This window comes from Pseudomonas sp. SK3(2021) (genome assembly GCF_016772375.1).
In the GTDB taxonomy this organism is placed as follows: Bacteria; Pseudomonadota; Gammaproteobacteria; order Pseudomonadales; family Pseudomonadaceae; genus Aquipseudomonas; species Aquipseudomonas chlororaphis_I.
The window spans coordinates 3,561,882-3,583,435 of the sequence record NZ_CP061943.1; the positions used below are offsets into that span (position 1 = coordinate 3,561,882).

The following is a 21,554-nucleotide window of genomic DNA, read 5'->3' on the forward strand; positions in this document are numbered from 1 at the left end:
CGGCATGCTGCGCCACCCTGATCGCCACGGCGACAGGCCGCCCAGCGGGGAATTTATGCCGCAATGGCGCGGTCTATGCTCGTCAGGGCTGGTGAACAGCAAAAGAGGACATGACAGATGCGGCGAGTGAGACAGAACCGCTGGAGGATGGGGCTGTTGGCCCTGTTGCTGTGTATTGCGCTGCCGGCGTTCGCGGCCCCGACGCCCGGGCCGCAGAGCGTCGTGCGCAACCAACTGCCGCTGCTGGCCGAGGGCGCGAGCCTTGAGCAGCTCAACGACCGCCTCGAACTGATCCGCCAGAGCGTTTCGGCAAGCGGCAACGATGACCTGCTCTCGGACCTGCGCCAGGCAGCGCTGCAGGTGCAGAAGCAGGCCGACAGCCTGATCGCTCTGCGCGCCACCGACATCGAGCGCCTGGACGACCAGCTCAAGGTCCTGGGGCCACCGCTGCCCGACGAGGCACCCAGCCTGACCAGCCAGCGCCAGGTGCTGAGCGCGCAGAAGGATGCCCTGCTCGACGAAGAGCGCCAGGCCAACCTGCTCAGCCAGTCCGGCCGCGACCTCGCCGTCCAGATCATCAACCTGCGGCGCAGCCTGTTCAATTCGCAGATCAGCACCCGCTCGGCAAGCCCGCTCAGCCCGGCCTTCTGGTCCACGCTGATCCGCCCGACCGAGGATGACCTCGGGCGCCTGAACCGCCTTTCCGACGATATCTGGACGACGTTCGAGACGGCGCTGGCCCCCGGCAATCGCGGGCTGTTCATCACCACGCTGATCATGGCGGCGCTGATCTGGGTGGTCGGCCGGCGCCTGCTGGAGCGCCTGGCGACCTGGTCGATGATCCGCTGGCTGCCCGAAGGCCGCCTGCGCCGCAGCGCCCTGGCGCTGACGGTGGGGCTGGCGACCATCGTCACCATCAATGCCGCCGCCTCGCTGCTGCGTTGGGGGTTGGTCAACAGCGCGACGCTGAGCGCCGATGTGCTCAACCTGATCGGCCAGTGGCTGACCCTGCTGGTGTTCTGCTCCTTTATCGTCGGCCTCGGCCGCGCCATGTTGATGTTGTCGCGCCCGTCCTGGCGCCTGCCGCCGATCCCCGACCCGATCGCCACGGCCCTGGGGCCGTTCCCGCTGATCCTCGCGCTGGCGCTGCTGCTCACCGCCGGCGAGGAACGGATCAACAGCGTGATCGCCAGCAGCCTGGCCCTGACCGTGGCGGTCAACGGCCTGACGGCGCTGGTCACCGCGCTGATCTTTTTCTTCGCCCTGCTGCGCCATCGCCGTACCCGGCGGCGCTTCGAGCTGGAGCGTCCCGCCGGCATCGCCGGGCTGCTGCCCTTCGTGGTCGCGGTCTGGGTGGCGATGATCCTGCTGTCGCTGCTCAGCGGCTACCTGAGCCTGGCGTACTTCCTCACCGTCAAGCTGCTGTGGATCAGCGTGGTGACCACCAGCGCCTACCTGCTGATCGCCTGCTTTGGCGACCTCTGCGAAACCCTGCTGTCGCCCAAGCAGCCCGGCGGCCTGGCGCTGGCGGCGGCCCTGGGCTTGTCGCCACGGCACCAGGCCCAGGCCACCACCGTGCTGGCGGGCATCGGCCGGACCCTGCTGCTGTTCACCGCGGCGCTGCTGGCCTTCATGCCGTCCGGATCGAGCCCGGGGGAACTGCTCGAAGGCTTTACCCAGCTGGATGTCAGCGGCAAGTCCCTGGGCAACCTCAACATCGTGCCCCAGGACCTGCTGCTGGCGGCGGCGTTCCTGGTCGGCGGCATGTTCGCCGTGCGGGTGCTCAAGCGCTGGCTGAGCGAACGGCTGCTGCCGGAAACCAACATGGACGCCGGCATGCGCGCCTCGCTGGTGACCCTGGTCGGCTACATCGGTTTTGTCCTGCTGGCGATCGTGGTGATGTCGACCCTGCGGATCAACCTGACCAGCCTGACCTGGGTGGTCAGCGCCCTGTCGGTGGGTATCGGTTTCGGCCTGCAGGCCATCGTGCAGAACTTCATTTCCGGGTTGATCCTGCTCACCGAGCGGCCGGTGAAGGTCGGCGACTGGGTCAGCCTGGCCGGGGTCGAGGGCGATATCCGGCGAATCAACGTGCGCGCCACGGAAATCCAGATGTCCGACCGCTCCACGGTGATCGTGCCGAACTCGCAGTTCATCTCGCAGAACGTGCGCAACGTGACCATGGACAACGCCCTCGGCGTGGTCGGCATCACCCTGACCCTGCCCCTGGAAACCGATGTGCTGCAGGTGCGCGAGCTGCTGCTGCGGGCCTATGCCGAACATGAGGCGATCCTCAAGGCGCCGGCGACCTCGGTGTCGTTCAAGGACCTGACCAGCAATGGCCTGATCATCAGCGTCAGCGGCTATGTCGGCAGTCCGCGCTCGGTGTCCGGCACCCGCAGCGACCTGCTGTTCACCATCCTCGGGCGCCTGCGCGAAGTGGGCATCGCCCTGTCGTCGCCGCAGAACCTGATGCTGATCAGCGACAGCCAGGGCAAGGCGGCGGACGAACCACCGGCCACGACCCCTTGAGCCCTGGGCTATCCTGACTGAGTTCTGGCGAGTTTTTTCAACCCGAACGGCCGCAGTCATCGAGGATCCCGACGACGGCCCTGTTTCACCCCAGGCAAGACAAGGAACATCGTGGACGCAACCCCCGACAGCAGCACCGAGGACGCTGCCCTGGAGTCGAAACGACTTCCCGTACTGGCGATCACCATCGTCTTCCTGATGGTGGTCGCGGTTTCGATTCTCGGCATCTATGGCATCCAGGTCAGCAACAGCAAGGCTCATGAACTGGCGCAGGCACGGTTGATCTCCGGCAACCTGGCCTTGTCCATGGCACAACAGGCGACCGATACCTTCGACGAAGCCAACCTGATCCTCGAAGAGCTGATCGAGCGCCTCGACGACCTGTCGCCCCAGGCCCTGGAAAAAACCCGGCAGCTGATGAAAAAGCGCGTGTTCACCAGCGAACAGCTGCACGGCCTGTTCTTCTATGACCGGGAAGGCAGCTGGGTGCTCACCTCGTTCGACTACAAGCCGCCAAAGGCGAACAATTCGGACCGCGATTACTTCAAGTTCCACCGCGAGAATGTAACCCTGTCCCCCAGGGTCGGAGCGGCCGTGCGCAGCAAGACCACGGGCGACTGGGTGATCCCGTTCTCGCGCCGGGTCAACGACGCCCAGGGCAACTTCAAGGGCGTGGCACTGGCGACCATCAAGATGGACTACTTCGACACCTTCTTCGATCGTTTCAACATCGACGACAAGGGCGCGATCTTTCTCGCCCTGCCCCAGGGCACGATCATCGCCAGGCGGCCGTTCGACGAGAAGCTCATCGGTGCGTCCCTGGCCCGGGGCGAAATCTTCTCCGTGCATATACCCCGCGCCCCCGCCGACACGGTGATGGTCAAATCGATCATCGACGGCGTCGACCGCCTGTTCGGCTACCGGGTGCTGTACAAGTACCCGTTGGTGGTGGCGGCGGCCAATTCCCAGGAGTTCATTCTCAGCAACTGGCGCGCCGACACCTACAAGCTGACCGCCATGATCGCCGTGGTGCTGGCGATCAACCTGCTGGTCGGCATCCTGCTGCTCAAGCAGGTGCGCAAGGGCCTGTTGGTGGAAAACCACTTGAAAAAAGCCCGCTCGGAACTGGAGACCCTGGTGTTGCAGGACGGCCTGACGGGCCTGGCCAACCGGCGGCACCTGGAGCGCAACCTGGAACTGGAGTGGCGGCGGGCGGCCCGCCAGCGCTCGTCGATCAGCCTGATCATGCTCGACATCGACCACTTCAAGCACTTCAACGACCGCTATGGCCATGTGGCGGGCGACCATTGCATCTGTGCCGTCAGCCGGGCCATCAGCCATTGTGTGCACCGGCCCTCGGACCTGGCGGTGCGCTACGGCGGCGAAGAGTTCGCGATCCTGCTGCCGGACACCGAGCCTGGCGGTGCCTACGTGCTGGCCGAGAGCATCCGCCTGGCCGTGCAGGAACTGGCGATCGAGCATGTCGACAACCCCGGCGGCGTCGTGACCATCAGCCTTGGCGTCTACACCTGCGTGCCCGCCTCCTCCGACTTCAAGAGCCTGTTGACGCAGGCCGACTCGGCGCTGTACATGGCCAAGCGCGCGGGGCGCAACCAGACGGTACCCAGCTCTTGAGCCTCAAGCCTGAGGCTTAGCGCTTGCGGTTTGAAGTTCTAGCAAGCGCACGAAGTGGGTCAGGCTGCGCGAGACCGTGCCGCGGCGCCAGATCAGCCAGGTCTGCAGGAAACGGAACGGCTGCGCCAGCTGCCAGATGCTCACCGTGCCGCAACCCGGCATGCTGTCGAGCATGCTGCGGGGCATCAGCGCCAGGCCGGCGCCGGCACTGACGCAGGCCAGCATGCCGTGGTAGGACTCCATCTCGTGGATCTTGCCGGGCACCGCGGCATCCTCGCTGAACCAGCGCTCGAAGTGATGGCGGTACGAGCAGTTGGCGCGAAAGGCATAGATGCTCTCGCCGTTGACGTCGCGCCCGCGGGTAATGGGCGCATGCCCCAGCGGCGCGATGATGACCATTTCCTCGTCGAACACCGGTACCCCTTCCAGGCTCGGGTGCAGCACCGGGCCATCGACGAAGGCCGCCGTCAGGCGCCCGGACAGCACGCCATCGATCATGGTCCCGGAGGGGCCGGTGGACAGGTCCAGCTCGACCTTGACGTGCTTCTGGTTGTAGGCCGCCAGCAATGCCGGAATCCGCACCGCCGCCGTGCTCTCCAGGGAGCCCAGGGAAAACGGCCCTTGCGGTTCGTCCCCGGCCACCGTCAGCCGCGCTTCCTGCACCAGGTCGAGAATCCGCCGGGCGTAGTCGAGGAAACTCCAGCCGGCCGGCGACAGGCGCAGGCGGCTTTTCTCGCGGATAAACAGCTCCACCCCCAAGTCCTGCTCCAACTGCTTGATCCGCGTGGTCAGGTTGGAAGGCACCCGGTGGATGAGTTGCGCCGCCGCACTGATGCTGCCTTGCTCGGCCACCGCCTTGAAGATTTCCAGCTGCACCAGGTCCATTCCATTCTCCAAACGTGAAAGATACGCTCTTTATTATTCAGTTTTCATAAGCCCTGCACCAGCCTAACCTGCGGACATTCCCCAACCCACAGGACGCTGCCATGACCACGGTTTCCAGCCAGACCCACGCCCTTTCGATCAACCCCGCCACGGGCGAGCAAATCGCTCACTACCGCTATGAGTCCGCCGAGGTGCTGGACGCCGCCCTCGCCCGCGCCGCCGCTGCCGCCGCCCAGTGGCGCCGCAGCAGCCTGGAACAGCGCTCGGCGCTGTTGCTCGCCCTGGCCAAGGCCCTGCGCGACAACGGCGAAACCCTGGCCCGCAGCATCACCCTGGAAATGGGCAAGCCGATCGCCCAGGCCCGCGGCGAGATCGAGAAGTGCGCGCAGCTCTGCCAGTGGTACGCCGCCGAAGGCCCGGCGATGCTCGCCCCCGAGCCGGCCGCGGTGCCGAGCGGCAAGGCGCGCATCGAATACCGGCCGCTGGGCCCTATCCTCGCGGTGATGCCGTGGAACTTCCCGATCTGGCAGGTACTGCGTGGCGCGGTGCCGGCGCTGATCGCCGGCAATACCTACGTGCTCAAGCATGCGCCGAACGTCATGGGCAGCGCCTACCTGTTGCTGGAAGCCTTCCAGCGCGCCGGTTTCCCGCAAGGCGTGTTCGAGGTGATCAACGTCACCGCGGACGGCGTGTCCCGGGCCATTGCCGACCCGCGCATCGCCGCGGTGACCCTTACCGGCAGCGTGCGCGCCGGCATCGCCATCGGCGCCCAGGCCGGCGCGGCGCTGAAGAAGTGCGTACTCGAGCTGGGCGGTTCCGACCCCTTTATCGTGCTCGACGACGCCGATCTGGACGCCGCCGTACAGGCCGCGGTCATCGGCCGCTACCAGAACACCGGGCAGGTCTGCGCCGCCGCCAAGCGCCTGATCGTCGAGCAAGGGGTGGTCGAAGCCTTTACCGAGAAGTTCGTCGCCGCCACTCGCAAGCTGCGGGTGGGCGATCCGCTGGCCAGCGACACCTACATCGGCCCGATGGCGCGTTTCGACCTGCGCGACGAACTGGACGAGCAGGTGCAGGCCACCTTGAACGAAGGCGCGACCCTATTGCTGGGCGGCGCCAAGGCCGAGGGCCCGGGCAACTTCTATCAGCCTACGGTGCTGGCCGGCGTCACCGACCGGATGACCTCGTTCAAGCAGGAGCTGTTCGGTCCGGTGGCCTCGATCATTACGGCCCGGGATGCGCAACACGCCCTGGAACTGGCCAACGACAGCGAGTTCGGCCTGGCCTCGACCCTCTATACCCAGGACCTGGCACTGGCCGAGCGCCTGACCGCCGAGCTGGAAACCGGCGGCGTGTTCATCAACGGTTATTGCGCCAGCGATCCACGGGTGACCTTCGGCGGCGTGAAGAAAAGCGGTTTCGGCCGCGAGCTGTCGCACTTCGGCGTCCGCGAATTCTGCAACGCGCAGACGGTGTGGCTGGATCGCAACTGATCCTCCCCCCCTCCCACTGCAGGCGCGAGCAAGCTCGCGCCTACAGTCGATCTCCTGTTCTGCCCCGGTCTGTGCAACGTCTCAGCGGCGGTCATCGGACAGTGGGGTCGGCTCGTTCGGTGCCGGCAGGTCAGGGTCCATCGGCCGTTCCCTGTCATCGTCACGCCGCTTATCGCGTTCGGCATCGCCGTTGACGTTGGGGTCGATCACCGGGTCATACCGGCGGGCGGGTTGCAGTGGGTCGGGTTCAGGCGTACGGGGCTCGCTGGGGTCATGCATCGACTGGTTCATGGTGCACCTCACGGCAGGCCCGGTGAGTCCGGGCCTTACTCCGTTAGGCACTGGACCGGACCATGGGGTGCGAGGCAATGGATGAGCGGTCGCCCGGCCCTCTTGGCCTGGCATGCGCTCGGCGAAACTTTCGCCGCCGCCCGGGCTCAATCGTAGAGCCAGGTCACGCACCGTGGCCAAGACTGGGAGGCCGTCCGATGACCGAGCACATCGTGCATTTTCACTGCCAGATCGACCAGGGCACCACCGAACGCTTTCGCGACAGTTGCCTGGAAGCCATCGAGCAAGGCGCCACCTCGCTGCTGCTGAATCTTTCCACCACCGGCGGCAGCACCAACTTCGGTTTCACCCTCTACACCTTTCTCAAATCGCTGCCGGTGCCGCTGTGCGCGGTCAACGCCGGCAACATCGAGTCCATGGGCATCATCATGTTTCTCGCCGCCAACCGGCGCATCACCACGCCGCATTCGCGCTTTCTGATCCACCCGATGAACTGGTACTTCAGCCAGAACTCGGTGGATCACCAGCGCCTGCGCGAATACCTCTCCAGCCTGGACAACGACCTGGCGCGCTACGTGAAAATCTACCAGTTGGAAACCGCCGACGCGGCGACCCAACTGGACATCTTCAAATGCCTGTCGGCCGAGGAAAAGGTCATCGCCGCCCATGAGTCGCTGGCCTACGGTATCGCCCACGAGGTGCGCCAGGTGGTCTTCGCCGACGATGCCAGGCACTGGAAAGTCTCGGGCGGCTGACGCTGGAACACCGGCGTCCGAAAGCATGTCGTCGAGGTTGGCCGGCGTTTGCCCGACCGTCAGACCGATAAAGCCTCGGGCCTTCAATCTGAAATGCAACTCGATCCAGCTGGCCTATGCACCGACTTAATGTTGGACGACTGGCCGCCAGCAATCGATCCCCCGCCACTCGTCGTCCCAAGCGAAACTTTTTCAAACTTTCGTTTGCAGTTCCGTTTCCCAATCTTGCGAGGTGTCGAATCGCTGACTATCGAGGATTGAAAAAATGGCTACCAGCGGAAAAAAACCACTCATGGGCAACAAGGACACTCACAAACCCTCTCCCGCCGGCAAGAAATCCGGTGGCCAGGGCTCGGGGGGCAACATCCCCGCCGATCGGCAAAAAGCCCCTGACGCCGGCAAGAAAGGTGGCGCCCAAGGCTCCGGCGGCGGTACCCGCAAAGCCTGATGCCCATTGCCGGAGCGTTGTCCCCGACGCGCTCCGGCTTCTGCACGAACACGCCTGCACGGGCCGGTTATGCTCGAGCGCAACCGACTATGCTTGCACCACTGCAAACCACGCTGAAAAGCCTTCGATGAAAAGCAGCGGATGAAAATAGGCCTGATCTCCGACACCCACGGTCTGCTCCGTCCCGGCGCGCTGGCGGCGCTGCGGGGGTGCGCGCATATCCTGCATGCCGGCGATATCGGCGACCCGCAGATCCTCGCCACCCTCGGCCACCTGGCGCCGGTGACCGCGGTGTCCGGCAATGTCGACCAACCCCATGCGTGGGCCCACGCCCTGCCCCATCACCTCACCGTGCAGCTCGATGGCGTCGAGCTGCTGCTCTGCCATGTCCTGGCCGAAGTGCCCAAGCCCCTGCCGCCGGGCGTGCGGGTGGTGGTCAGCGGCCATTCCCATCAGCCGCGGCTGTTCTGGCAGGACGATGTGCTCTATATCAACCCGGGCAGCGCCGGGCCTAGGCGCTTCAAGCTGCCGGTCAGCCTGGGGTATCTGACCATCGAGGCCGGCCGGGTCGAAGGCCACTTGATCGAACTGACGGTCTAGCACCCCGGCGCTTGCCGGCTCGAGCATGACCGGCCATCGGAGCATGCCCATCGGCCGGGCTTTGCAGGGTCCACACTTAATCCAGCGATTGGCGGCGTTCATGACGAAAGCCGCGCGAAGCCACTTGGCCGGGCCGCGTTGCGCCCTCGAGCAGAAGATTGCGCACCCGGCCCCGCGCACCCGAGAAGGTGACGCGCAAGGACGGCCGAGGGTGCGGAACGCGCAGGAGAAAAGCGATGACCTTTTATGTCGTGGCGCGCCTCGACCAGTTGCCCGAAGACCGCGGCACCCGGGTCCAGGTCGGTGCCGAAGCCGTGCTGCTGATTCGCACGGGCGATCAGGTCCAGGCCTACCAGGCCGATTGCCCCCACGCCGGGGCGCCGCTGGAACAGGGCGCGGTGTATCGGGGGCAACTGATCTGCCCCTGGCACAAGGGCGCCTTTGCCTGCGACAGCGGGCTAGCCTGCGAGCCGCCCCCCCTGGCGAACCTCAAACGCTACAAAGTCGACATCCGCCATGACAACCGGGTCTGGGTCGCCGACCAGCCCATGGCTGCGCCCGCCCCGCCACGGTTGGCCGACTCGCGCCGGCTGCTGGTGATCGGCGCTGGCGCCGCCGGGGCCGCCGCGGTGGCGACCCTGCGGGCCAAGGGTGTGGCCAGGAACCTGACCTGGATCGACAAGGAAGCGCGGCCCGCCTACGACCGCACGGCCCTGAGCAAATACGTGCTGGCCGGCGAGATGTCGCCCGAAGAGGTTCCCGCCCTGCTCGAGCCGGGGTTTTATCGCAAGGCCGATCTACAGCTGCTGCAGGCCGAGGTCCTGCGCCTCGACCCAGGGCGGCGGCAGATCCTGTTGGCCGACGGCCAGCGCCTGGACTACGACGCCGCGCTCCTGGCCACCGGCGCCGAACCGCGCCTGCCGGCCATCGAAGGCGCCGACCTGCCAGGGGTGTTCATGCTGCGCTCGCGGGAGGATGCCACGCGCCTGCTGGAACAGGCCCGGCCCGGCAAGCGCGTGGCCATCGTCGGCGACGGCTTCATCGGCCTGGAAACTGCCTCGGCCCTGCGCAAGCGGGGGCTGATGGTGCACCTGATCGGTCGCCACCAGGTGCCGCTGCAACGCCAGTGGGGAGAACGCATCGGTAGCACCATACGGGCCCTGCATGAACAGCACGGGGTGATCTACTACGCCGGTTGCCAAGCCCGGGCCCTGCTCGGCGAGGGCCAGGTGCAACAGGTGGTCCTCGACAACGACCAGCGCATTGCCGTCGACCTGGTGCTGTTCGGCACCGGCGTCAGCCCTGCCACGGCCTTTGTCGAAGGCCTCGAGCGCGCCGAGGACGGCTCGCTCAAGGCCGATGCCGGCCTGGCGGTGGCCGATGGCCTGTGGGCGGCCGGCGACATCGTGAGCTTCCCCTGCGACGGCCGCCAGCAGCGCATCGAACACTGGCGCGTGGCCCAGCAACAGGGCCAGCTCGCCGCGTGCAACATGCTCGGCGAACAGCTGAGCTTCAGCGCGGTGCCCTTCTTCTGGACCTACTTCTACGACCAGACCTTCGAGGTGCTCGGCCACGCCCACCGCTGGAACCAGATCGTCTTCGAGGGCGAGCCGGAGCAGTACCGCTTCATCGCCCTGCTGTGCTTCAACGAACAGGTGGAGTCGGTGGTCGCCTGCGAGTACCCGCGGGCCATGGCGGTGCTGTCGCAGCGCATGCAACGGCCGCTGTCGCGCAGCGAGGCCCTGGAGCTGATCCAGCGCACGCCGGAATAAAGTGGCTGGCGGCCCAGACACGCGCTGCCGACAACCGCTCGGCAGCACCATGGAACCCTGGCTAAAGGGCGACTTTCCAAATCCAGGCAAGGTCTCGATATCTCGGCCAATTGCCGAGGCACCCAGGAACAGCAATAGCGATGAATATCCATGCGCTCGGGTGTCTTGCCGTGGCCGGCCCTATGCAGGATTAAGGAGGACGATGCATCCATGAGCAGGACAGAACGATTCAACCGCGAGCTGGCGAATAACGCCCGGCTGTTTGCCGAAGCCGACCGCCTGGATGTCCAGGCCTATGAGCTGCTTAACACCGATCATGTCGACGACGACCGCCTGGCCCTGTTCAGCCAAGCCAAGCAGTTGGCGAACGAAAAATACCTGGAAGCGCGCAACGACTGGCTGCGCATCAAGCAGTTGATGGACAGCGGCAACTGAAGCCACCGGCGCCGGCAGGGAGATCCGGGATTCAGGGTTTGCGGTTGCTGCGCAACCGATCGCAGCCTCGCAGGCTCGGCAGCGGCTACACAGACAACGCGATTCCTGTAGCCGCTGCCGCAGGCTGCGATCGGGCTGGGTGGCATTCCAACGTAGCGCTCGCACAACCGGCACCACGATGGAGCCGATCAGGCCTTGAGCGGGCGCTTGCGCAACTGTTCCAGCAGGACCTGGAGTGGGTGCTGCAGGCCCTGCCCCTCCTGGCGCTTGACCTGGCTGCGGCAGGAATAACCGTCGGCCAGCAACCGTCCGTTCTGGCCGTGGCGCGCCACCAGCGGCTGCCAGGACTGCTGGTAGATCACCTGCGAAGTCGCCAGGTTGCGGGTCTCGTGGCCGTAGGTCCCGGACATGCCGCAGCAACCACTGGCCAGCACCTGCAACTTCAACCCCATGCGCGCGAACACCTGTTGCCACAGGCCGATGCTGCCCGGCTCGTTGGTCTTCTCGGTGCAGTGCGCAAGGAACTGATACGGCTCGGCCTCGGCGGTCGGGTTCGCTTCGGCCGATGCCTCACCAGGTACTGCCGGCAGCACCCGGGCCAGCCATTCCTGTGGCAACAGCACCTCGGGCGCCTGAGCCGCCCCAAGGGTCTTGCGGTATTCCTGGCGGTAGACCAGGGTCATCGCCGGGTCGAGGCCGACCAGGGGCACGCCGCTAGCCTGCAGTTTCAACAGCGACTGTGCGTTGTAGCGCGCGGCCCGGGCAAAGGCGCCGAGGAACCCCTGGACCTGCAAGGGCTTGCCATTCGGCGCGAACGGCGCGAGGTAGATCTGCACGCCCAGGCGCTCGATCAACTCCAACCACTCGGCCGCCAGCGGCGTCTCGAAGAACCGGGTAAAGGCGTCCTGCACCAGGATTACGCTGCGCTGGCGCTGCTCTTCGGACAGCGTCGCCAGTTCTGCGGCGTTGGCCATGCGTACATTGCGCCGGCGGCACACCGCCTGGAAATCCAGGGTGCTGAGCAACGGGCTGTCGACCATGCCCGCCAGGTGCTTGAGCGCACGGCTCACCGGCGCCGCGCTGATCAGCGCGTTGTACAGCCGTGGCAGGCGTGCCAGATAAGGCACGCTGAACTCCAGGGAGCCGATCAGGTAATCCTTCAGCGGGCGCAGGTAACGGCCGTGGTACAGCTCGAGGAAGCGCGAACGGAACTCCGGCACATTGACCTTGACCGGGCACTGCCCCGCGCAGGACTTGCACGCCAGGCAACCGGCCATGGCGTCGTACACCTCGTGGGAGAAGTCCTCGCGCCCGGCCAGCCGCGCCGCGCTGTTGTAGATGCGCCGGGCCAGGTTGGAAAGCCGCGCCCCCCCGCCGTTCAGCACATCCACCCCCTGCTCGCCCTGCAGCCGCAGCCACTCGCGGATCAACGAGGCGCGGCCCTTGGGCGAATGAATGCGGTTGCGGGTGGCCTTCCACGACGGGCACATGGCGTCGTCCGGGTCGAAGTTGTAGCAGGCGCCGTTGCCGTTGCAATGCAGGGCGCTGTCGTAGCTCTGCCAGACGCGTTCGTCGATGGTGCGGTCGAGTTCGCCGCGCAGCACCACTTCGTCGACCCGGGTCAGGCGCGCCTCCGGCACCGAGGCCGGGGTGGCGATCTTACCGGGGTTGAGCTGGTTGAACGGGTCGAACGCGGCCTTCAGCGCCTGCAACGACGGGTAGAGCTCGCCGAAATAGTCCGGTACGTACTGCGAGCGCAGGCCCTTGCCGTGCTCGCCCCACAGCAGACCGCCGTGCTTGTGGGTGAGCGCCGCCACCGCATCGGAGATCGGCCGGATCAAGGCCGCCTGCTCAGGGTCCTTCATGTCGAGGATCGGCCGCACGTGCAGCACGCCGGCGTCGACATGGCCGAACATGCCATATTGCAGGCCGTAGCCATCGAGCAGTGCACGGAATTCGAGGATGTAGTCCGCCAGGTTCTCCGGCGGCACCGCGGTGTCTTCGACAAAGGGCTGCGGCCGCGCTTCGCCCTGGACATTGCCCAGCAGGCCGACCGCGCGCTTGCGCATGGCGTATACCTGGTTCACCGCCTGGGCGCCGATGGCCAGGGTGTGGCCCAGGCGCAGCACCGAGCTGTCCTGTTGCAGGTGCCGGACAAAGGCGTCGACCCGCTGTTCCAGTTCCTCCTGGTCGTCGCCGCTGAACTCGATCAGGTTGATGCCCAGGGTCGGGGTGTCCGCCTGCTCCGGGAAGTAACGCGCCACGCCGTGCCAGACAATGTCCTGCATGGCCAGCATCAGCACCTTGGAGTCCACCGTCTCGATCGACAGCGGTTGCAGCGCCATCAAGGCCTTGGCGTCGCGCAGCGCATCCATGAAGCCGGCGTAGCGCACGTTGACCAGGATCGAGTGCCGGGGAATCGGCAGCACATTCAGCCGCGCCTCGACGATAAAGCCCAGGGAACCCTCGGAACCGCAGAGCACGCTGTTGAGGTTGAATTGCTCCGGGCTCTCGCGCAGGTGCGCCAGGTCATAACCGGTCAGGCAACGATTGAGCTTGGGAAAGATCGCCTCGATCAGCCCGGCCTGGTGGTCGGCGATGTCCTGGGCACAGCGGTAGACCTCGCCGATCCGTCCTGGCTGCGCGGCGGCCTGCTCCAGTTGGCGGTTGTCGATGAGCGCGCTGTCCAGGCGGCTGCCGCCCAGCAGCACGGTGCTCAGCGCCAGTACGTGGTCGCGGGTCTTGCCGTAGGTGCAACTGCCCTGCCCGCTGGCGTCGGTGTTGATCATGCCGCCGACGGTGGCGCGGTTGGAGGTCGACAGCTCCGGGGCGAAGAACAGGCCGTGGGGCTTGAGGGCGGCATTCAGCTGGTCCTTGACCACCCCGCTCTGCACCCGCACCCAGCGCTCCTCGACGTTGATCTCGAGGATCTGGTTCATGTGCCGCGACAAGTCGACCACGATGCCATCGGTCAGCGACTGGCCGTTGGTGCCGGTGCCGCCGCCACGGGGGGTGAGCACCACCGCGCGGTGTTCCGGGCTCGCCGCCAGCCGGGCCAGCCGCTCGACGTCCGCCACATCCCGGGGGAAGACCGCGGCCTGCGGCAGCCGCTGGTAGATCGAGTTGTCGGTGGCCAGCACCGTGCGCAGGCCCAGGTCACGGGCAATCTCGCCACGAAAACCATCGGCGGCCAGGGCGTCGAGGAAAGCCTGGTAGTGGGCCAGCGGGTCGCGTTCGGGGGCAAGCAGAGCAATCATCAAAAAGGTTTCCAGGCAGAGAAAAGGCGCAGCGGTGCATGCAAAACACGTATGCTTGCACGCAGCCCGAGGGGCGGCGGCCAGCCGAAAAAGCCTATTTTCCTGAAGCCTTGCCTCGCGGGCAAATGTATTTCATGTGCTTTTTTCATGAGTTTTATGAATGAACCCCAGACGTCTCACTCCGTCGATGTCGGTGCTGGTGGCCTTCGAGGCCGCGGCGCGGCATGGCAGCTTCACCAAGGCCGCCGAAGAACTGGCGCTGACCCAGAGCGCCGTCAGCCGCCAGGTCCAGGCCCTGGAGTCGCTGCTGGAAGTGCCGCTGTTCAGCCGTGACGGCCGGCATATCGAGCTGACCGCCGCCGGCGCCCTGTATCACCACGAACTGGCGGCGGCCCTGGCGCGGATCCGCAACGCCACCTTGCAGACCATCGCCCACAAGGCTGGCGGCGGTCCGCTGCACCTGGCGGTGCTGCCGACCTTCGGCTCGAAATGGCTGCTGCCGCGCATGCATGACTTTTACGCCAGCCATCCGGGCACCCTGGTGCATATCCATTCGCGGATCGTCACCAGCGACCTGTCGAAGGACACCGCCGACATGCACGCGATCATCTGCGCCGGCACCGGCCACTGGCCCGGCTACGAGGCCCATCGGCTGCTCTCGGAAAAGCTCACGGTGGTGGTCAGCCCCAAGGCCCTGCCCGAGCACGGCTCGATGTCCGTCGCCGACGTAGCACAACAGTTGCTGTTGAACGTGGTGTCGCGCCCCGACGCCTGGCCCGAATGGTTCGAGCAGAACGGCCTGCATCCGCGGGCGATGCGCATGGGCCCGGGGTTCGAGCTGACCGCGCACCTGATCCAGGCGGTGGTCGCCGGCATCGGTATCGGCCTGGTGCCGCGCATCCTGGTGCAGGACGAGATCCACAGCGGCGAGCTGGTGGCGCTGTTCGAGCCGGTGGACAGCGGCCGCAGCTATTACCTGGCCTACCCCAGCCGCTATCAGCACCTGCCGTCGTTGCAGGCGTTCAGCCGCTGGTTGTTGTCGATCCCCTTTCCCGACAGCTGACAGCCGCCTCGCTCAGTCGTATTCGGCCTCCTCATGCTCGCCGAGCAGGCGCCGCTGGCGCGCGGAGGCCGCCGCCAGTACCTCGGGGTTGAAGCGCCAGTGCAGGTAGGGCGAAAACTTCTGCGCCACCATGCGCCGGCCATAGTGCACCTGCAGCAGGTAGCGGATGCGATCGGCGCTGCGGTTGTCGCTGCCGGCATGCCACAACTCGCTGCGAAACATCAGCCCGTCGCCGGCGCGGCACAGCACCGCCTGGGCCGTCCGGCCATGCCAATGTTCCTCGCCGGCCCGTGGCGGCCGCCCGGCCCGATGGCTGCCGGGCACCACCCGGGTCGGGCACAGGTCCTGGTCGATATCGTCGAGGTACAGGTGGCAGGTGCAGATCTGCATCGGCAGCTCGAATGCCGGATCGCCGAGCAGGCTGCGGGGCAGTTGCATCGCCAGGTAATCCAGGTGCAGCCCCATGCCCTGGAAACCCGGATGGCAGCGCCAGGCGGTCTGGCCGATGATATGGCAATCGTCGCCCAACGCCGCCTCGGCCAGCTCGATCACCCCCGGCAGATCGAGAAACGGCAGCCACAGCGGGTCGCGGTTGAACACGCATTTGTAGTGTTCGAGCACGCCGCTGTAGTCCCAATGCTGGGGCTTGAGGCCGTCGATGGCGCGGCGCAGCAACTGGATCCGCCCCGCGTCGAGCACTCCGGGCAGCCGCACGAAACCCTCACGGTGCAATGCCCGCAGACGCTCGGCGGTCAGGGCTGGCATGGAACTCATGGCGGCTAGTCGATGGGACCGATATTGATCAGCCGGTCGCTGCCCAGCCCTGGCACCCTGGCCAGCACCCCGACCGGCGTGGCGGCGGAAAACTCGATGACATACCCCATGCCGCTGCCGTCCTCCTCCATGGTTACGACCCAGCGCGCCACCTCGTCGGGGTTCAGGCTCAGCGCCCGCGCCACCCGGCGCTGGCGGCGCTCCTCGAGGGTTTCGTCGAGAAAATAGTCGTTCATCTGGCTCAACCTCCGGCGGCTGGCAACCCGGCCGGGCCTGGCGAGGCCCTCACAACAGCTATTAATCCATTGTCGGCAAAAGTCGAATCCAGCTCACCGCGCCGTGACGAACGGCAGGCTTTAACGCCCGTTCCGGACGGCCGATTTTATCCGCGGCCCACAAGCGAGTTTTCTTTCAAGCGTTTCAGAAAGGGCCTAGTGGCCTGTGTGGCTAATTCGTGCACTCAAGGCCTGGAAGCATTCAGGGCTTTCGAGTCATCTCCCTTCCCTTGCCTAAGCGCAATAACCATTCGTAACGGGATCATATTGGCGCTGATCCAGCACAAAATCCCCATAGGCGAGCATTGCGGTATCCCAATTCACATCCAGATGGGACGCCATCACCTGAAGGTCGCGCCAGTGCCGCTGCACCGGGCTCGCCTCAAAAATCGCGGCGGTCCCCATTTGTTGCACCAGCCGCTGAACGGCCTGCACGCATAACCGAACCAGATACGCACGATCACGCTTGAGGGTGACCAGTTCTTGCACGGACAGTGACCTGCCTGCGACACCGGCGCCATGCAACAACAAGGCGATGGCGTGGTAAAGGTGCCTGGCGCAACTCAGCTGCGCAGCACTTTCCGCGAGTCGCTCCAGCAGTAGCGGCCGAGCCTTCGCGGCATCGCGATTTCGCAGGACCGTAATGCAATCATCATAGGCACCCTCCGCACAGCCAAGCACCGGGCCGATATGCAGGCTGCCCAGATACGGAATGAACTCCACATCAAAAAGATAGCCGTCCGGATTGTGCCTGGCGCCTGCCGGTGCCGGGCCGAAACACTCGGATTGCGAGACGACCCAAGCGTCTGACACAAAGACATCAGTCAGCCTCAGGTCTTTTGATCCGGTACCGCACATCCCAGCGACGTGCCAGGCATCCTCGACCCGAACCTGATCCCTGCGGAGCATGAACATCAGCGTTTGGCCGAACGATGCATCACGAGGATCCTTGCCGGACACAATCACCCAGTTGGCATGATCGATCCCGGAACTGAAACGCCAGGTTCCGCCGATACGAAAACCACCGTCTTGCTTCAGGATCGAGACCTCTTTGGACACAGAAGCAGTCGCAATGATTTGCCCAGGCCCATCGGCAAATACCTGCTCCTGGCAGACGGGAGGAAGCCGCCCGACAATCGCCGCATGGCTGCCCACCAGACCGATCATCCAACCGGTCGACGGACAAGCGCGTGCGGCAATTCGGGAGGTTTCAACCAGGGTTGGCCAATCGCGCTGCAGCCCACCATAGCGTCCAGGAACAAACAACTGCATAAGCCCTTCTGCAAGCAACTCCGCCACCGTCTGCTGCGAAACACAGCGAGCCTGTTCGGTTTCAGCGGCACGGGCTCGCCACACACCAAGCAGTTTTCGCGCCCGATCGCAGGTTTCATGATGTTCCAATGACAGGTTAGTCATCCAGTCCATGAACTTCGTTACCTCGACAATCAGCTTTAGGGGCGGGAAAGTTTTCTGACAACTGGACGCTCGAAGCAGAACCCTTCGGGGATAAAGGGCTCGCCTAGCAGTTCGATGAACCTGCGGATGCTGTTCTCGTCGTTGGACGCGACAAACTCATAGAAATTGGTGCCGTTCCAGATGACATAGATATGAGAAAAATAGCGGGACGCGGCTTCGATGAAATCAGCAAAAAGGATTTGACCGTTTTCCATCTGCGACAACATGGCGTCTCTTTTCCAGGCTATTTCCTCCTCGGAAAAGTAATGGGACTTGTGCTGCTCGTCCTTGACCCGTTCCCGTCGGTCATACTCTTCAATGTCGCGCTGATTGAGTTTTTCCAGAAAGAACGCAAGGCCATCCTCTCGCAAGAAACGGGAAACGAACTTCAGATGCTCGTCCCGTTGTCTGCCATAGAACTGAAATGCTGCCATCTCATAGAGGTAGTCGACCCCGCAAAACGGCGCGTCGATGCCTAAGGAGTCCACCACGATATCGTCCGTGATTTGAAGAAATGACCCGGAATAAAACGCTGATATCTCCTTGTCGGCGTGGGCGTCGAAATGTTGTTGGTTGGCCTTGTTCGGAGAATTGGTCAGCGTCCTGATTGCCCCGTTGGAATATTTCGCCAAGGCCCTTGCACTGCTCCCGTCAAACGCATCGATTTCCCACAAGGAAAAGTTTCGATTGTCTTTTTTTCGTCGCTCACGGGTATATCGGTCAAGCGCCACGCCGATGCGCGAAAGCTCTTCCACAATCCCCGGAACGCTGGCCAGGAAGTGCGAAAAAAGCGGCCCCGCCTGCGTCACCAGCACATCATGGTAGGCCCTTACATCATTGTCCTGGATACGCTCGCGTATTCGCGTCGTCACAGGCTGCCTGGGCACCTGGACTTTCCCGTTTGCCAGATCGTCAAAATAATCGGCCAGTTTGTTCATGGCAGAATCGACAAACGCAGGGTTTGAATCAGTGGTCATTTCCGTAATTCCATTTACGCGTTGAATGTTTATTAAATGGCGATAGCGCCCGCGGCCAAGAGATGCGCTGTCGTTTTACCATTGAGGTTGCGGGGCAACGCCTCATGAAAACTGACAATGGCGGGCACCATGTACCAGTCCATCTGCGCGGCGCAGTACTGGATGAGCGCATCAGCGGACAACTCATGGCCTTCTTTCAATACCACGCAGGCCTTCGGAATATGACCGGCCACCTCATCAGGAAAGGCAATTACAACCGCTTCGCTCACTGCCTCATGGGCGACGATAACGTGCTCGATTTCCCGGGGGTTCACCTGAAAAGTACGCCGCGTAAACACGTTGTCTTTTCTACCGACGAAATAGAGATACTGTTCACTGTCCCGTTTGAACAGGTCTCCGGTGAAGTAAACCCGCGCCTCACCGAACAGATTGTTTTTAATGACCTGGCGGGTCAGTTCTGGTTTGTTCCAGTAACCGAGCATCACCAGGTCACCCGCGACCACAAGCTCTCCCACACAATCAGGCCGGGTAATCAGTCGCCCGGCATCGTCAACCAGGAATACGTTAACCCCGGAAATCGGCTTACCCACCGAGCCGGGGCGTTGGTCCAGTTGTTCCGGAGGTAAATACGCGACTCGCTTGCACTCCGTCAGGCCATACATGGAGTAGACAGCAACCCCCGGAAGGAGCGCTCGCAAACGCTGTATATGCTTGGGCGGCAACACTTGCCCGCTGCTGGCAATGTACTTCAGGGATTTGATTTTTGCGGGTTGAAACGTATCGGGGTCGGCCTGCAAGAGGTGGTGAATGGCGGGCGGCAGAATATGCATCCCGGTTATGCCATGGAGCTCAATCAAATCGAGCAAGTGTTCCGACTGCTCAGGCAGCGCACTCTCGGAAACCGAATGACCACCACCGAGCAACGGCATCATGATGTTGTAAAAGCCGTAATCAAAATGCACAGGTGAGAAGTTCAGAATGACCGCATCACCGAAGTCCCCCAGATAACTGGAAACTGCCGAGTAGGCCGCCATCATATTGCTGTTGCTGACCGCCACGCCTTTCGAGTCTTTCGTCGAACCACTGGTGTGAAAGATGACGCAGACTTCACTGCCCTCAAGCCCCCCGTCACACTCAGGGAACGCTTCATTCAACCCGGCAAATCGGCGGGTACGCCAATCGCCCATATGCACGACGAACTGTAAATGCACCTTCCCGGTTAATTCATCGAGGCCTGCACTTGCCGGTACGATCAAGGTCTTCGCCTTGATATCGTTGAGTTGATGGATCAGTTTTTCGGCGGCAATACCGTAATGCATCAGCACCAGGACGAATCCGGCTTTCATGACGCCCAGCGCACAGGCAATGGTTTCGATGGACGTGGGGGCATGAAGTGCGACCCGATCACTCGCCGTCATCCCCGTGCCCACTAGCTGCCGGGCAACCATGCAGGCGAGTTCGTCCAACGCGCCGTAGGTGATCTTTCGGCCACTGATGGTCAGCGCAATCTTGTCCGGCGTTCGCTCGGCATGGTCTTTTACATAGTCATGGAACTGTTTCATCCGGCCACCTCGCTGCCATCTGCCAAGGATGACGACGACAACGAAGCGCCTTCTTCCTTGTTCGCCTGTACGGCTTCGTTATCCTTGGGGACGAGCAACACAATTGCCCCCACAATCACTTCGAAAATCCCGGCACCGACAATAACCAGACCGGTTTCAAAACTGGCATACAGCGCAGCACCGCAGGCACCGGCAATCAGAATCGACGCGCCCAGCGCCGCAAAACGCAGCCGTGCCAGCCCGGCGATTTCGCTTTGCCTGAACCGGGTTTGAATGAGCAGAATGAATGAGATATCGATCAGCGGCCCGCCGAGTGCCGCAAGACCTGCGCCGACCATCATCCCTGTCAGGACGTGTTCCGGTGGCAGGTACAGCACGGCCATACCGATGATCGCAATGCCCAGGCCGTTGACCACGGAACCGAAGGTAAACCCGTGATACAAGCGGCGAATCTGTAGATTGCCCACGACAAAAATGGACATCAGGTTCCCTGCCCCGTAAGCCCCCATGATCAGGCCGTAGGCAGCAAAACCCTGTACGCCGAATCCCTGGATATCGTATTTGACGACGGCAAGCGCCATGCCTATCGAGATACCCACGCTCCAGGCAACATTGCCCAGTCCCGCACACACATATACCGCCTGCATCCGCCTGCGCCCCACCAGGCTTCGCCAGCCGGCGGTAAAACCGGCTCGCCGACTGGTCGTCTTGATGGGCTGGCGCGGCAACGCTTTGCCCAGCTTCATGACCGCCCATGCAGAAATCAGGAAGGTGATGCTGTTCAAGGTAAAAAGATGTTCTATCGGAATCAGCAGCGTAATCGCCGCTGCCAGCATCGGGCCGATCACCCGGGCGACCCGGATGATTGCATCGAACAGCGCGTTGACCGATTGCAGCTGGTCCGGCGCCGCGACAATGCGCGGCAGGCTGGCGCGCAGTGCCGGCTCGAAGAGCGAATTGACGATCATCATGAGCATGAGCGGCACCGCCAGCATCCACAGACTCATGATGCCAAGCACCCAAGCCAGCACCGGAATCAAGGCAAGCCCGGCCCGCACCAGGTCGGCGCCGATCATCGTGCGACGGTGGTCCCAGCGCTCTGCCCATATCCCCCCCAGCAAAGCACCTGCCAACGCGGCAGCACCGCGTAAAGCACTGAGCCAACTCGCATCGGTTCCGGCGATCTGCACCGCCATCCAGGCGATGGCAATCGCGAAGAGTTCGTCACCGATTGAAGAGAGCGCCAACCCTCCCCACAGCATGGCTACGGGCCGCTGAAGCAACGGCCTGAACAATCTCATATCATCGACTCCGCACTATCATTCGACAGGCCTGAAAAAAGGCC

Annotated in this window: 18 protein-coding genes; 9 read left to right on the forward strand and 9 right to left on the reverse strand. The window is 63.9% G+C overall.

Annotation, left to right across the window (positions count from 1 at the left end):
* Positions 1 to 117 precede the first annotated feature (117 nt).
* Positions 118 to 2,532, forward strand: a complete 2,415-nt coding sequence (locus IF690_RS15795) for a DUF3772 domain-containing protein (RefSeq protein ID WP_202696392.1) — start codon at positions 118 to 120, stop codon at positions 2,530 to 2,532.
* Between the two features lie 111 nt (positions 2,533 to 2,643).
* Positions 2,644 to 4,167 (forward strand): sensor domain-containing diguanylate cyclase, encoded by a 1,524-nt coding sequence (locus tag IF690_RS15800; protein WP_202696393.1) that lies wholly within the window; start codon positions 2,644 to 2,646, stop codon positions 4,165 to 4,167.
* A gap of 3 nt (positions 4,168 to 4,170) precedes the next feature.
* On the opposite strand, the gene ptrR is transcribed toward IF690_RS15800, so the two are convergent.
* Positions 4,171 to 5,052 (reverse strand): putrescine utilization regulator PtrR, encoded by an 882-nt coding sequence (ptrR, locus tag IF690_RS15805; protein ID WP_202696394.1) that lies wholly within the window; start codon positions 5,050 to 5,052, stop codon positions 4,171 to 4,173.
* Between the two features lie 101 nt (positions 5,053 to 5,153).
* On the opposite strand from ptrR, the gene IF690_RS15810 reads away from it, so the two are divergent.
* The gene (locus IF690_RS15810) at positions 5,154 to 6,545 is read left to right on the forward strand and encodes an aldehyde dehydrogenase family protein (protein WP_202696395.1); all 1,392 of its coding nucleotides are present in this window, start codon (positions 5,154 to 5,156) and stop codon (positions 6,543 to 6,545) included.
* Positions 6,546 to 6,626: 81 nt separating this feature from the next.
* Here IF690_RS15810 and IF690_RS15815 read toward each other — a convergent pair whose 3' ends face one another.
* Positions 6,627 to 6,836: a hypothetical protein gene (locus IF690_RS15815; RefSeq protein ID WP_202696396.1), complete on the reverse strand. Its 210-nt coding sequence runs from the start codon at positions 6,834 to 6,836 to the stop codon at positions 6,627 to 6,629.
* A 197-nt stretch (positions 6,837 to 7,033) separates the two neighbouring features.
* Between IF690_RS15815 and IF690_RS15820 the strand changes: the two genes are divergently transcribed.
* The 5 genes from IF690_RS15820 (at position 7,034) to IF690_RS15840 (ending at position 10,846) form a co-directional block, all read left to right on the forward strand.
* Positions 7,034 to 7,591 carry an ATP-dependent Clp protease proteolytic subunit gene (locus IF690_RS15820; RefSeq protein WP_202696397.1) on the forward strand — a complete coding sequence of 186 codons (558 nt, stop codon included), beginning with the start codon at positions 7,034 to 7,036 and terminating at the stop codon, positions 7,589 to 7,591.
* Positions 7,592 to 7,856: 265 nt separating this feature from the next.
* Complete coding sequence (locus tag IF690_RS15825; protein WP_202696398.1) at positions 7,857 to 8,039, forward strand: general stress protein; 183 nt, start codon at positions 7,857 to 7,859, stop codon at positions 8,037 to 8,039.
* Between the two features lie 141 nt (positions 8,040 to 8,180).
* Complete coding sequence (locus IF690_RS15830; protein ID WP_202696399.1) at positions 8,181 to 8,639, forward strand: metallophosphoesterase family protein; 459 nt, start codon at positions 8,181 to 8,183, stop codon at positions 8,637 to 8,639.
* A 236-nt stretch (positions 8,640 to 8,875) separates the two neighbouring features.
* Positions 8,876 to 10,411: an FAD-dependent oxidoreductase gene (locus IF690_RS15835; protein WP_202696400.1), complete on the forward strand. Its 1,536-nt coding sequence runs from the start codon at positions 8,876 to 8,878 to the stop codon at positions 10,409 to 10,411.
* Positions 10,412 to 10,621: 210 nt separating this feature from the next.
* Positions 10,622 to 10,846 carry a hypothetical protein gene (locus tag IF690_RS15840; protein ID WP_202696401.1) on the forward strand — a complete coding sequence of 75 codons (225 nt, stop codon included), beginning with the start codon at positions 10,622 to 10,624 and terminating at the stop codon, positions 10,844 to 10,846.
* Between the two features lie 188 nt (positions 10,847 to 11,034).
* Here the strand turns inward: IF690_RS15840 and ydiJ are convergent, their stop codons facing one another.
* Positions 11,035 to 14,103: a D-2-hydroxyglutarate dehydrogenase YdiJ gene (gene ydiJ, locus IF690_RS15845; protein ID WP_202696402.1), complete on the reverse strand. Its 3,069-nt coding sequence runs from the start codon at positions 14,101 to 14,103 to the stop codon at positions 11,035 to 11,037.
* Between the two features lie 160 nt (positions 14,104 to 14,263).
* Here ydiJ and IF690_RS15850 point away from each other — a divergent pair, with 160 nt between their 5' ends.
* Positions 14,264 to 15,166, forward strand: a complete 903-nt coding sequence (locus IF690_RS15850) for a LysR substrate-binding domain-containing protein (RefSeq protein ID WP_202696403.1) — start codon at positions 14,264 to 14,266, stop codon at positions 15,164 to 15,166.
* Positions 15,167 to 15,178: 12 nt separating this feature from the next.
* Here the strand turns inward: IF690_RS15850 and IF690_RS15855 are convergent, their stop codons facing one another.
* The 6 genes from IF690_RS15855 to IF690_RS15880 form a co-directional block, all read right to left on the reverse strand.
* Positions 15,179 to 15,940, reverse strand: coding sequence for a phytanoyl-CoA dioxygenase family protein (locus tag IF690_RS15855; protein WP_202696404.1), 762 nt, complete (start codon positions 15,938 to 15,940; stop codon positions 15,179 to 15,181).
* A 5-nt stretch (positions 15,941 to 15,945) separates the two neighbouring features.
* The gene (locus IF690_RS15860) at positions 15,946 to 16,176 is read right to left on the reverse strand and encodes a hypothetical protein (protein ID WP_023965368.1); all 231 of its coding nucleotides are present in this window, start codon (positions 16,174 to 16,176) and stop codon (positions 15,946 to 15,948) included.
* Positions 16,177 to 16,449: 273 nt separating this feature from the next.
* Complete coding sequence (locus tag IF690_RS15865) at positions 16,450 to 17,640, reverse strand: acyl-CoA dehydrogenase family protein (RefSeq protein ID WP_202696405.1); 1,191 nt, start codon at positions 17,638 to 17,640, stop codon at positions 16,450 to 16,452.
* Positions 17,641 to 17,666: 26 nt separating this feature from the next.
* Positions 17,667 to 18,647, reverse strand: a complete 981-nt coding sequence (locus IF690_RS15870) for a class I SAM-dependent methyltransferase (protein WP_202696406.1) — start codon at positions 18,645 to 18,647, stop codon at positions 17,667 to 17,669.
* Between the two features lie 32 nt (positions 18,648 to 18,679).
* Complete coding sequence (locus IF690_RS15875) at positions 18,680 to 20,209, reverse strand: class I adenylate-forming enzyme family protein (RefSeq protein ID WP_202696407.1); 1,530 nt, start codon at positions 20,207 to 20,209, stop codon at positions 18,680 to 18,682.
* Complete coding sequence (locus tag IF690_RS15880; protein ID WP_202696408.1) at positions 20,206 to 21,510, reverse strand: MFS transporter; 1,305 nt, start codon at positions 21,508 to 21,510, stop codon at positions 20,206 to 20,208. Before IF690_RS15880 ends, IF690_RS15875 begins: the two co-directional genes overlap by 4 nt.
* Positions 21,511 to 21,554: the final 44 nt, after the last annotated feature.

Coding starts and splice junctions, on each gene's coding strand:
- IF690_RS15795 (WP_202696392.1), top strand. CDS start 118: ATGCGGCGAGTGAGACAGAACCGCTGGAGGATGGGGCTGTTGGCCCTG.
- ptrR (WP_202696394.1), bottom strand. CDS start 5,052: ATGGACCTGGTGCAGCTGGAAATCTTCAAGGCGGTGGCCGAGCAAGGC.
- IF690_RS15810 (WP_202696395.1), top strand. CDS start 5,154: ATGACCACGGTTTCCAGCCAGACCCACGCCCTTTCGATCAACCCCGCC.
- IF690_RS15815 (WP_202696396.1), bottom strand. CDS start 6,836: ATGAACCAGTCGATGCATGACCCCAGCGAGCCCCGTACGCCTGAACCC.
- IF690_RS15820 (WP_202696397.1), top strand. CDS start 7,034: ATGACCGAGCACATCGTGCATTTTCACTGCCAGATCGACCAGGGCACC.
- IF690_RS15825 (WP_202696398.1), top strand. CDS start 7,857: ATGGCTACCAGCGGAAAAAAACCACTCATGGGCAACAAGGACACTCAC.
- IF690_RS15830 (WP_202696399.1), top strand. CDS start 8,181: ATGAAAATAGGCCTGATCTCCGACACCCACGGTCTGCTCCGTCCCGGC.
- IF690_RS15835 (WP_202696400.1), top strand. CDS start 8,876: ATGACCTTTTATGTCGTGGCGCGCCTCGACCAGTTGCCCGAAGACCGC.
- IF690_RS15840 (WP_202696401.1), top strand. CDS start 10,622: ATGAGCAGGACAGAACGATTCAACCGCGAGCTGGCGAATAACGCCCGG.
- ydiJ (WP_202696402.1), bottom strand. CDS start 14,103: ATGATTGCTCTGCTTGCCCCCGAACGCGACCCGCTGGCCCACTACCAG.
- IF690_RS15850 (WP_202696403.1), top strand. CDS start 14,264: ATGAACCCCAGACGTCTCACTCCGTCGATGTCGGTGCTGGTGGCCTTC.
- IF690_RS15855 (WP_202696404.1), bottom strand. CDS start 15,940: ATGAGTTCCATGCCAGCCCTGACCGCCGAGCGTCTGCGGGCATTGCAC.
- IF690_RS15860 (WP_023965368.1), bottom strand. CDS start 16,176: ATGAACGACTATTTTCTCGACGAAACCCTCGAGGAGCGCCGCCAGCGC.
- IF690_RS15865 (WP_202696405.1), bottom strand. CDS start 17,640: ATGGACTGGATGACTAACCTGTCATTGGAACATCATGAAACCTGCGAT.
- IF690_RS15870 (WP_202696406.1), bottom strand. CDS start 18,647: ATGACCACTGATTCAAACCCTGCGTTTGTCGATTCTGCCATGAACAAA.
- IF690_RS15875 (WP_202696407.1), bottom strand. CDS start 20,209: ATGAAACAGTTCCATGACTATGTAAAAGACCATGCCGAGCGAACGCCG.
- IF690_RS15880 (WP_202696408.1), bottom strand. CDS start 21,510: ATGAGATTGTTCAGGCCGTTGCTTCAGCGGCCCGTAGCCATGCTGTGG.